This is a genomic window from Rhodopila sp. (genome assembly GCF_035548235.1).
GTDB lineage: Bacteria > Pseudomonadota > Alphaproteobacteria > Acetobacterales > Acetobacteraceae > Rhodopila.
In genome coordinates this window covers 1-7,487 of record NZ_DASZTJ010000146.1, presented here as the reverse complement: position 1 = coordinate 7,487, position 7,487 = coordinate 1, and the positions used below count along the sequence as shown (strand labels likewise).

Annotated in this window: 6 protein-coding genes; 3 read left to right on the top strand and 3 right to left on the bottom strand. The window is 67.7% G+C overall.

Annotated features, from left to right (window positions below; translation table 11 throughout):
- Together VHB27_RS12755 and VHB27_RS12750 are read left to right on the top strand one after the other, a co-directional pair.
- Positions 1 to 369, top strand: a 369-nt coding sequence (locus VHB27_RS12755) for a molybdopterin cofactor-binding domain-containing protein (RefSeq protein WP_325600931.1), incomplete at its 5' end; no start/stop codon positions are given.
- Positions 366 to 1,820, top strand: coding sequence for an MFS transporter (locus VHB27_RS12750; protein WP_325600929.1), 1,455 nt, complete (start codon positions 366 to 368; stop codon positions 1,818 to 1,820). The genes VHB27_RS12755 and VHB27_RS12750, both read left to right, overlap by 4 nt.
- 233 nt (positions 1,821 to 2,053) lie before the next feature.
- Here the strand turns inward: VHB27_RS12750 and VHB27_RS12745 are convergent, their stop codons facing one another.
- The 3 genes from VHB27_RS12745 to pdxY form a co-directional block, all read right to left on the bottom strand.
- Complete coding sequence (locus VHB27_RS12745; RefSeq protein WP_325600927.1) at positions 2,054 to 3,775, bottom strand: peroxidase family protein; 1,722 nt, start codon at positions 3,773 to 3,775, stop codon at positions 2,054 to 2,056.
- Positions 3,776 to 4,336: 561 nt separating this feature from the next.
- The gene (locus VHB27_RS12740; RefSeq protein WP_325600925.1) at positions 4,337 to 5,197 is read right to left on the bottom strand and encodes an alpha/beta hydrolase; all 861 of its coding nucleotides are present in this window, start codon (positions 5,195 to 5,197) and stop codon (positions 4,337 to 4,339) included.
- Between the two features lie 78 nt (positions 5,198 to 5,275).
- On the bottom strand, positions 5,276 to 6,136 hold the full coding sequence (pdxY, locus tag VHB27_RS12735) for a pyridoxal kinase PdxY (RefSeq protein WP_325600923.1): 861 nt from the start codon (positions 6,134 to 6,136) through the stop codon (positions 5,276 to 5,278).
- 147 nt (positions 6,137 to 6,283) lie between these two features.
- Here pdxY and VHB27_RS12730 point away from each other — a divergent pair, with 147 nt between their 5' ends.
- The gene (locus tag VHB27_RS12730; RefSeq protein ID WP_325600921.1) at positions 6,284 to 7,360 is read left to right on the top strand and encodes an NADH:flavin oxidoreductase/NADH oxidase; all 1,077 of its coding nucleotides are present in this window, start codon (positions 6,284 to 6,286) and stop codon (positions 7,358 to 7,360) included.
- Positions 7,361 to 7,487: the final 127 nt, after the last annotated feature.

Below are 7,487 nucleotides of genomic sequence, written 5' to 3'. Positions count from 1 at the left end.
GTGAACCCGATGGTCGCCGCCGGGCAGGCGCATGGCGCGATCGCCCAGGGCACCGGACAGGCGCTGCTGGAACACGCCGTCTACGACCCGGACTCGGGCCAGCCGGTCAGCGGCACGTTCATGGACTACGCGATGCCGCGGGCGGGCGACCTGCCCGGTTTCGACCTGAACTTCGCCGGCACCCGCTGCACCACCAACCCGCTTGGGGTGAAAGGCTGCGGCGAAGCGGGGGCGGTCGGGCTGTATCCCGCGATCGCCAACGCCATCGCCGATGCCGTCGACGCAGAACCGGCGGCCGCGGCGATCGCGGCGCTGTCCGGACCGGCCTCGCCCTTCCGGGTGTGGCGGGCGCTGCGCGTGCCGGCATGACGCAAGGTGCGATCTCGGTACAGGCGCGTCCGGCGGCGGCGTGGCGGTCGCTGCTGATCGTGGGCCTGGGCACCAGCGTCGTCCCCCTCGATTCCGCCGTGAACATCGATTTCCCGGCGATCGTCGCGCGGTTTGCCCTGCCGATCCCGATGATCCAGTGGATCGTCATCGCCTATGTGCTGACGCAGACCAGCCTGATGCTGACCTTCGGGCGGATCGGCGACATCCTGGGGTACCGGCGCGTCTTCCTGTTCGGCACCGGGTTTTCGGCGCTGGCGTTCCTGGCCTGCGCGCTGTCGCCCACATACGCCATGCTGGTGGCCGCCCGCGTCGCGCAGGGGATCGGCGCCGGCCTGATCCTGAGCTGCGGCCCGGCGCTGGCCACCAGCCTGTACCCCGAGGCGATGCGCGCCCAGGTCCTGGGCCGCTACATGGCGATGTTCGGCATCGGCTATGCCCTGGGACCGTCGGCGTTCGGCATCCTGGTCAGCCAGTTGGGATGGAGCGCGGTGTTCAGCGTGCGCGCGCCGATCGCCGCCGCCGCCTTCCTGCTGGCCTGGACCCTCCCCAAGGCCCCGCGCGCTGCGACGACGGAGCCGTTCGACGCGGCCGGCGGGACGCTGCTGGCGGCGGCGCTGAGCTTCCTGCTGCTGACGCTCAACCGGCTGCGCGAGCCGGGGCCGGCGCTGGCGGTGTTCGCGGTCGCGGCGGTGGCGTGCTTCGTCCTGTTCTATCGGCAGGAGCGCCGGTTCAGCCGGCCGATCATCGACTTCGACTATTTCCGCGACTGGGGCTTCATCGTCACCAACATCGCCAATGCGCTCGTGAACCTGGCCGCTTTCGCGATCATGCTGCTGGCGCCCTTCCACCTGGCGCGCATCCCGGACCTGTCGCTGCCCGAGGCGGGGTTCGTGCTGGCGTCGTCGCCGTTCGCGATGATCTTCGCGGCGCCGCTGGCCGGGCGGCTGGCCAGACGGGGCGCGACAGGGATCGCGCCGCGGGTGATCGCGATCGTGGGGACGGCCCTGAGCAGCGCGGGCCTGTTCGGGATCGCCTGGGCGTCCGGGGGGGCGGGCGGAGGTTCGGGGGCGGGCCTGGGGACAGGCCCAGGGTTAAGCCCAGGGTCAAGCCCAGGGTCAGGTCTGGTGTGGCTGGTCGTGGCCATGCTGGCGCAGGGGTTCGGGGTGGGCCTGTTCCAGGTCGCCTATTTCGACATCATCACCGCGACCATTCCCGCCCGCAGCCGCGGCGTGGCCGGCGCGCTGGGGATGGCGACGCGCAGCATCGGCACGGTGACGGGGGCGACGGTGCTGATGCTGATCTTCCAGACGCTGCGCGCATCAGGCGGCGAGGGCGGCTTCACGCCCGCGTTTCAGGCAACGTTCGCCGTTGCCGGGGCGATCGCCGCGGGGATGGCCGTGATCCAGGTGCTGGTGCGCGGACGGGGATGATCCCAAGCCGCGCCGACATCGCGACGGGCGGGCGCCAGGTCGTCGTGCCGGCGCCGGCGGGTATCGATGGCCCCTTCCGTCATGGTCGGCCTTCGCCAACTATGACGGTTGGAGACGCCGGTGCCGCCCCTGCGCCTCCGCCGACCATCGCGGGTAAGACGCCGGTGCCGTCATGGGTTGGCGCCAGGTTGCAAATCCAGTCCGCGGCGTAGACGACCGTCCCGGTCCGGTCGTTACTTCTGCGTCAGCGTCACCGGGTCCGGCATCAGGCAGTCCTTGGGCGGAACGAACGGATCGGACATCACCTTGGCGTCGTTCGCGGGACCGGTGACGAACTGGGTCAGTTCGTAGAGCGTGACCACGCCCGTCCCGTTGACGTCCGACTTCCAGTCGTCCGGAAGCACCAGGGCGGGATCGTTGTAGTAGATACCACCCAGGATGACCTCGGCCACCAGGCTGCCCCCGGCGTCGCCCAGTTTTCCGTCCTGGCCCTTCAGCTCGGCCTCGCGCAGGACGTAGTACCAAAGCGGCGTGCGGAACGTGCCGCCATCCTGCTCGAACAGCGCGCGCATCTCGGCGCGGGGTTCGACCTCTTCCGGCGTCAGCGGGGTGACATCGTAGAGCCTGGCGAGGTCCTCTCCGGCACACAGGCCCAGGTCGTCGCTGCGGACCAGGTTGCGCTGGGGCAGGTTGCCGACCGACTTGAGGTCGTCCGGGATGGTGCTTTCCGGCAGGTCGAACACGACGCTGGTAACCTTCGTATCGATCAGCTTCGACTTCACGGCATTCGGCGGGTCGCCGTTGCCGCCCAGGAAGAAGTGCCAGTCGATCACATGCGTCTTCTGCAGCGCCTGTCCGCCGCGCAGGTCGCCATAGGTCGCGCCGAGCGGCAGCATGTTGTTGAACAGGGGGATGACGTTGCCTTCGCTGACGGCGTAGGAAGGGCGAAGCTGGCTGTGGCCGAAACGGAACCCGATCGCGAATTCATGCGGCATCTGCACGCCGATCCGCCCGGTCACGGGGTTCGGCTTCGGATAGTGCCGCAGCTTGCCGTGATCCTTGGCCTTGATGGCCTGCTTCTTCAGCTCGATCAGGTTGGCGTCGACGATTTTCGGCAGGTAGTCGTTCAGGACGATCGACTGCCAGGTGAAGACGGTCTCGCGATGCGCCTTCTCGAAATCGAAACCTTGGTTGATGAACTTGTTATGGAGCCGCATCAGAAGCTGATGCACCTGGTTGACCATCTGGTTCTCGTCGTTGCGCTTGTCGGGCAGCAGCGCAGTGCCGCACGGGTCGCGCGGGACATCGATGGTGCCGTCGGGGTATGTCTGCAGGTAGAACCGGTCCTTCGAATCATAGATGGACTTGAGGTCAAGCCGTTGCGACGGGGGCGTCTTCACCCGCGGTCCATAGACGCTGTCGAGGTCGATCAGCGGCGACGCCTCATCGACGACCAGGCCGGTCTGCGGCACGAACAGGTCCAGCGCATTGGCCGTCAGGTCATGGTCGATGAACTGTCCGACGAACGTGAACGCCGCCGGCAGGTTGATGCTGTCCCCGCCGGACGGGTTGTTCGTCTCCTCCGATTTCGGGGTGTATGTTACGCCTTCGCCGGGAAAGGCGATGTGCGACACCAGGTTGGAGTGGACCTTGTACGGCTTGTTGGGAACCAGGTGGATGAAATAGTTCTCTACCTTACTTTGAAGCAATGAAACGAGCGAGGCGATCGACCCCGCCGGCGCATGGCCGGCCGCCGTCAACGCCGCCGCCATCGGCGTCAGGCGCGCCGTCAGCATGTCCCTGTTCAGCATCGAATACATGCCGCCATGCATGGCAAGCGCGGTCATCGCCGTCGTCAGCGGCAATCCACCGTTTTGCATGACGCTGTGTGCGAGCATGACGGCTTTCGCAGTCGTTTCGGCACGTTCGGAATCGTATCGACTCATGATCGCCATGGGTTGAATCTCCGACCTGTCGCGTTTGCGGCAAGCTAGGCGGGAATGAGCCGGAGGTGTCACTAAAATTCTATTACAATTCGATATGCATCCTCGTGCGGCCGGCGTGCAGGGATCGGTCCGCGTTAGGGGGCGGGGTGGAGGTTGTCCAGTGTGGGTCGTTGGTGGACGGTCGAAATGGTTGGTAGAAAGTCATTTGACACAGATGGGCACCGATGCGCGCAGATGAACACGGATTCGGAGGCAGATTGGATCGGACGCCAACCGAGGATATCTAATCGTCTTGTTTCTTTCCGGGGACATTTCTGTCCTTGGAATGCTTGCAGTCCAAGACAAGCAAGCTAGCGGCACACCGGCTTCAATACGCCCCCGAATCCGTGTTCGTCTGCGCACATCGGTGCCCATCTGTGTTAAAAACCCAACCCTCAACCGGCAGACTTTCCGGCCGGACCATAAGATGCCGAATCAAAACGGCCTTACGCTCGTCAAGCTGCACCCTCCGAAGACAATGGCCAGAACAGCCAACTCGTTATGACTCCGGAATAAGAACGCCGGCCGCCGCTATCCGAAATGCCGCAGGAAGAATGCCGCCGCCGGTTCGTGCGAGGCCGGGCCGCCGCGGGTGGCGTTGTCGATATACGTCACCTCGATCGTCCCGCCCGCCTTGCGGTAGTCATGGGCGAAGCGCATCGGCTCGTTGCCGTCGAACGGGCTTTCCGGGTCGCGGTAGTCATGCGTCGGGTCCGGCGTGCCCTGGATCCACAGCGCGGGCGGCAGCACCGCCGGCTCCCCGCGCTCCAGGATCAGCATCGGGTTGCCCTCGGCCATCGCGTCCTTGGTCTTCCAATACGTGTCGTGCCGTTCCGGGATGTCCCCGACCCAGGCCGGCGTGGGCGACATCGCCCGATGGCGCAGCGCATGCAGGTAGCGCGACAGCGGGTTGATCACCGGCCAGACCATCACCACCGCCTGCACCGACGCATCGACGCCCTTGCCCGCTCCGTCCGGTAGCGGGATGGCCGCGTAGCGCGTATCCCGGGGCCGCATCGCCGCCAGCATCGCGAGGTGGCCGCCGCTGCTCTGTCCGCATAACCCGACGCGGCCGGCGTCCAGGCACAGCCGAGCGGACTGGGACTTCAGCCAGCGGACGGCGTAGTTGATGTCCTGCAGGGAGGTCGGATAGCCCGCGTCCGCATGGCGGAAATTGATCGCCGCGACGGCGAAGCCCGCTCGGACCAGGGTCAGGTCGCGGCCCTCGCAATCCGCCAGGTCGCCGTTGCACCACGCGCCGCCATGGACATCGACGATCACCGGTGCGGGCTCGTTCATGATCGGCGCGAACAGCCGCAGCCGCAGCGGGCCGTTCTTGTGCTCCAGATACTTGAAGTCGGCGACTGTGTGATCGTACGACGGCGCGGCCATGGCTTCCTCCGTTCTTATGCGTGCGTCCGGTTGGCCGGAGCTTAGGGGGCGGGCAGGACGCCGTCCATCCCGAGCGCCTCAGCAGGCGTGTGCGGTGAACCGCCGGGTCGGCGCGACGAACTCTTCCTGCGCGGCGACGGTCAGGATCTCCCGCGATCCGGCCTCTTTCGTCCGGCGCATCAGGCCGAAGATGGACGACCCCGCTTCCTGCAGCGCCTCCACCGCGCTGCCGGAGCGCAAATGGTGGAACAGGAACAGCGCCGCGATCGCGTCGCCGGCGCCGTTGACCGCGATGTCGAGCTTCGGGGTCCGCAGCAGGTGGAAGGCGCCATGCTCGATCGTCAGCATGTCGACGCAATCGGCGGGGGTCTCGTTGGTCTCAAGGCTGGTCAGCAGCACGCAGGCGGGCCCGGCGTCGTGCAGCATCGAGCGCAGGCGCAGCACCGCCTGCTTGGCGCCGTGCAGGGTGGCGCAGTCCAGGCCGGTCAGGCGCTCGATCTCGAACCGGTTCGGCGTCGCGATGTCGGCGGCGGGCAGGGCGTGGGTGCGCAACAGCGCCTCGATGCCGGGCCGGACATAGACGCCGGTGTCGGTGTCGCCGATGACCGGGTCGCAGCAATACAGCGCCTTGGGGTTGGCGCGGCGCACCGTCGTCACTGCGTGCAGGATCGCCTGGCCGATATCGGCGCCGCCGACATAGCCCGACAGCACCGCGTCGCAGCGCGGGAACGCCCCGCGCGCGGCGATGCCGTCGACCAGGTCGCGCACCGACTGGCCGGAATAGACGTCGCCCTTCCAGTCGCCGTAGCCGGTGTGGTTGGAGAACTGGACGGTGTTGATCGCCCAGACCTCGGCACCCAGGCGCTGCAGCGGGAACATGGCGCTGGCATTGCCGACATGGCCGTAGGAGACCCAGGACTGAATCGACAGGATGTTCACGGCACCGGACCCTTCGATGGCAACCGGACCCTGAAGACCACGAACGCGGGACACATGACAATCCCGCGACAACACCGCCCCGTTTATTCTTCGGCACGATCCGCTATATCCCGGCCGACGCAACCGCGAAACGGGATGACGACCCTTATGCATACACCGCTTTTGTTCCAGCCGATCAGCTTCCGGTCGGTCACCGCGCGCAACCGCATCGTCGTGGCGCCGATGTGTCAATACAGTGCGCAGGACGGCCTCGGCTCCGACTGGCATGTCCAGCATTTGGGCGCCCGTGCGGCCGGCGGCGCCGGCATCGTGATGACCGAGGCGACGCACGTCTCGGCGATCGGGCGCATCACCCCGCACTGCCTGGGGCTGTGGAACGCCGACCACCAGGCGCTGCTGGCGCGGCTGGCCAAGGTCATCACGATGTGCGGGTCGGTGCCGGCGATCCAGATCGCCCATGCCGGCCGCAAGGCGTCCAGCCAGGTGCCGTGGGAAGGCGGCAAGCCGATCCCGCTCGACCAGGGTGGCTGGCAGCCGGTGGCGCCCAGCGCGCTGCCCGCCGTGCGGGGGGCGACGGTGCCGCATGCGCTGTCGGCGTCCGAGGTGAAGGACATCGTCGGCCAGTTCGCCGCCACCGCCCGCATGGCGCGCGAGGCCGGGTTCAAGATCGCCGAGATCCACGGGGCGCATGGCTACCTGGGGCACTCGTTCCTGTCGCCGGTCTCCAACCGGCGCAACGACGCCTATGGCGGCGACCTGAACGGGCGCGCGCGCTTCCTGCTGGAGGTGGTGGAGGCGATCCGCGGCGAATGGCCGGAGGACCTGCCGCTTTGGGTGCGGCTGTCCTGCACCGACTGGGTCGAGGGCGGGCTGACGATCGAGGACACGGTCGCGGTCGCCCGCATGCTGGCGGCGACGGGGAAGGTGGACCTGGTCGACTGCTCGTCTGGCGGCGTGTCGCATGAGCAGAAGATCCCGTCGCTGCATCCCGGCTACCAGGTGCCGTTCGCGGACGCGGTCCGCAACCAGGCGGGGATCGCGACCGGCGCGGTGGGGCTGATCACCGAACCGACCCATGCGGCGGAGATCGTCGCCAACGGCCGCGCCGACGTCGTGCTGGTGGCCCGCGCGATGCTGGCCGATCCGGCCTGGCCGATCCGCGCGGCGAAGGCGCTGGGGGTGAAGCCGGACCTGCTGCCGCAATACCTGCGCGCCGCGGTCTGACGGGCCGGCGCCCAGGGGTGTTTGCTGGGGTGGGTGTTTGGTGGGGCGGGTGTTTGGTGCGGCGGGCGTTTGGTGGGGTGGGCGTTTGGTGGCGTTGGCGTTTGGCGGGGCGGGCGTTTGGGCAGCC

What these genes read in the sequence shown, in the direction of transcription:
- VHB27_RS12745 (WP_325600927.1), bottom strand. Translation starts at nt 3,775, where the DNA reads ATGGCGATCATGAGTCGATACGATTCCGAACGTGCCGAAACGACTGCG.
- VHB27_RS12740 (WP_325600925.1), bottom strand. Translation starts at nt 5,197, where the DNA reads ATGGCCGCGCCGTCGTACGATCACACAGTCGCCGACTTCAAGTATCTG.
- VHB27_RS12750 (WP_325600929.1), top strand. Translation starts at nt 366, where the DNA reads ATGACGCAAGGTGCGATCTCGGTACAGGCGCGTCCGGCGGCGGCGTGG.
- VHB27_RS12730 (WP_325600921.1), top strand. Translation starts at nt 6,284, where the DNA reads ATGCATACACCGCTTTTGTTCCAGCCGATCAGCTTCCGGTCGGTCACC.